This is a genomic window from Roseovarius sp. A46, from assembly GCF_004126395.1.
GTDB classification, from domain to species: domain Bacteria; phylum Pseudomonadota; class Alphaproteobacteria; order Rhodobacterales; family Rhodobacteraceae; genus Roseovarius; species Roseovarius nitratireducens.
This window is the reverse complement of record NZ_PVWS01000029.1, coordinates 1-2,759: the sequence shown is the minus strand read 5'-3', so window position 1 is coordinate 2,759 and position 2,759 is coordinate 1. Positions and strand designations below refer to the sequence as shown.

Annotated in this window: 3 protein-coding genes; 2 read left to right on the top strand and 1 reads right to left on the bottom strand. The window is 61.2% G+C overall.

The window, feature by feature from the left end; genetic code table 11:
• The first annotated feature begins 255 nt into the window (after positions 1–255).
• Together C6W92_RS13930 and C6W92_RS13925 are read left to right on the top strand one after the other, a co-directional pair.
• A complete protein-coding gene (locus C6W92_RS13930; RefSeq protein ID WP_129434259.1) occupies positions 256–576 on the top strand; it encodes an H-NS histone family protein in 321 nt (106 codons plus the stop codon).
• A gap of 78 nt (positions 577–654) precedes the next feature.
• A complete protein-coding gene (locus C6W92_RS13925; protein ID WP_129434257.1) occupies positions 655–2,136 on the top strand; it encodes an ABC transporter substrate-binding protein in 1,482 nt (493 codons plus the stop codon).
• A 22-nt stretch (positions 2,137–2,158) separates the two neighbouring features.
• Here C6W92_RS13925 and C6W92_RS13920 read toward each other — a convergent pair.
• The coding region (locus C6W92_RS13920; protein ID WP_206735538.1) for a hypothetical protein at positions 2,159–2,759 on the bottom strand (601 nt) is incomplete at its 5' end.

Here is a 2,759-nt window from a genome sequence, read left to right as displayed (position 1 = left end):
TGGCCTGTCCACCAACCGAGCGGCCGAAGCAGCCCGAAAGCCGCTGGAAACAAGCTGCCTGATGCCCGGCATGGCCCTCACATCGGCGCGTCGGCGCAGCAGAAGGCGTTGTTCAGACTTTCCATGAAATGACGTTTCCTCTTGGCAAAAATTCGCGATTTCGTCATTTCCTTCCAAAGGGGCTTGCGATTTGGAATTGCCGTTCTGTAAAAGGCGATCTATCTTTACGCACTTATAGGAAAAAGAGGCACCTGAATGGCCAATCCAGATCTCAACGCGCTTTCCCTCAAGGAACTGCGGCAATTGCAAAAAGACGTGGCACGCGCCATCAACAGCTACGAGGAACGGCAAAAGGCCGAGGCCCGCGCCAAGCTTGAGGCGATGGCCCATGAATTGGGCTATTCGCTGGCCGAACTGGCGCCATCGTCCAAATCCGGCGCCAAGGTTCCGAAATACTGCCACCCCGAGGATCCGCGCCTCACCTGGTCGGGTCGCGGGCGCAAGCCGCGCTGGTTCAACGAGGCGATCGCCGCGGGCCACAGCCCCGACGACATGCTGATCGCCAAGCGCGGGTGAGCCCGCGCGTCGAAACGTGATCGCGGGGCATGCGCAAAACATTTGCCTTGGCGGGCCCGGCTTGCCAAGACTTGTGACATGACACGCCCCGCTTTCCTCGCCCTCGCCGCGCTCCTCTGCGCCACCGCTGCCCTCGCAGAGCCGCGCGGCACGTTCCGCCACGCCCACAACGTGGGCTTCGGCGCACAGTCGAGCCTCGACCCGGCCTCCAAGGGCCGCGTCCTCCAGATCATCGAGAAAATCCAGAGTCGCCTCGTCCGCCCCGGGCGCGACGGCACCCCGGCGCCCGATCTCGCCACCCGGTGGTATCCCAACGAGGACGGCACCGTCTGGACCTTCCATATCCGCGAGGGTGTGCGCTTTCACGACGGCAGCACGCTCGACGCGGATGACGTGGTCTACTCCCTCGCCCGTGTCATCGACCCCGATTACGGAAGCCCCGCCCGCGCCGCCGTCAAGATGATCGAAACGGTCGAGGCCATCGGCCCGCACACCGTTCGCATGGCGCTCAGCTCCACCTTCGCCGATTTCCCGCTGCAACTGATGGATCCCCGCCTGCGCATCATCCCCGAGGGATCGGGCGACACCGTGGACCAGACCGGCATCGGCACCGGGCCCTTCCGGGTGGAGAAATTCGACCCCGACGGCAACACCATTCTCACCGCCTACGACGCCTATTGGGAAGGGCCCCCCGCGCTGGAGCGGATCGAGGTGATCGGCGTGCCCGACGCGCAGGCGCGGCTACAGGCGTTCCTCTCGGGCCAGCTCGACATGGAGCGCGGGATCGCCCCGGTGCTGCGCCGCGCGCTCGACAAATCCCTGCGCTACCAGCTGCTTGAGATTCCCACCGGCAACTGGATGGGCCTCGTCTTCCGCGCCGATTACCCGCCGTTCGATGACGCCCGCGTGCGCCGCGCCCTGCGCATGGTGGTGGACCGCGAGGAAATGCTCGCCCTCGCCCTCGACGGTGGCGGCGTGCCCGCCTGCGACACGCCCGTCGCCCCCAATGATCAGTACCGCCTGACCATGTCCTGCCCGCCAGACCCCGACCGCGCCCGCGAATTGCTGGCCGAGGCCGGATACCCCGACGGCATCGACGTCAATATCCACGTCTCGTCGCTGGACCCGAGCTGGCCGGTGCTGGGCGTCGCGTTCCAGGAACAGGCGGCCGCCGCGGGCATCCGCGTCACGCTCGACAACGCCGCCGCCGATGGCTACTGGTCCAATGTCTGGATGAAGAAACCCGCCTTCGCCACCGCCTGGGGCGCCCGCCCCGCCGACCAGGTGCTCAACGAGGCGTTCCATTCCTCGGCCAAATGGAACGAGAGCCAGTACCACGACCCCAAATTCGACCGCCTGCTAGAGGCCGCCCGCGCCGAGCTCGATTTCGACAAACGCCGCGCGCTTTATCACCGGGCGCAGCGCCGCCTGACAGAGAACTCGGGCACCCTCATCCCCTTCCACGTCACCCAACTGGTGGTGCTATCCAACCGCGTCACGCACTTTGACCCGGTGCAGAATGACGCGCTCAGGTGGCACCTGGTGTCGGTGGTGGATTGAGCGGGGGGGATCCGTAACCATATTAAGTAGCTTGAAGCTTGTTGATCAGTGACTTTGCAAACGCATCAACTTGGCTAAAGCGAGCTTCAATTACAATGTCATCTATGTTACTTTTCGCGAAGTTTGCGATCCAAATTTTTACCTGTGATTCAATCATGTCATTCCAAAGTTTTCCGTGTGCTAGAAATTTTTTCTCCATGGCAACAGACCATTTTTGACCCTTTGCTCCTGGGGGGACGATTGTGGGATCAACCTCAAACTCTGAGTAGAATGCAGCCTTATATTTTTTGGCGTCCAGCAAATCTTCAAGTTCAGCCTCTTTTTGACCTTGAACGTTAATCAAATTATAATCTGCTTGACGAAGTATTGAGTCGGAAGTCGCCTTTGCAACAGCCTTTACTCCAGCTTCATCGCTGTCCAAAAAACATTGGACTGAACGACTACCGGCTGGCGCCGGTAGGATCAGCGATGTGCTGTTCCAGGTACTGAAGTACGATTGACCTGCCACGGGATTTTTCCTCCACTTGGAACTAGAGTCCGACCCAACGAAGGGACGGACAATGAAGCGATCAAGATTTTCGGAAGAACAGATCATCGGCATTTTGACCGAGCATGAGGCTGGC

What these genes read in the sequence shown, in the direction of transcription:
- C6W92_RS13930 (WP_129434259.1), top strand. Translation starts at nt 256, where the DNA reads ATGGCCAATCCAGATCTCAACGCGCTTTCCCTCAAGGAACTGCGGCAA.
- C6W92_RS13925 (WP_129434257.1), top strand. Translation starts at nt 655, where the DNA reads ATGACACGCCCCGCTTTCCTCGCCCTCGCCGCGCTCCTCTGCGCCACC.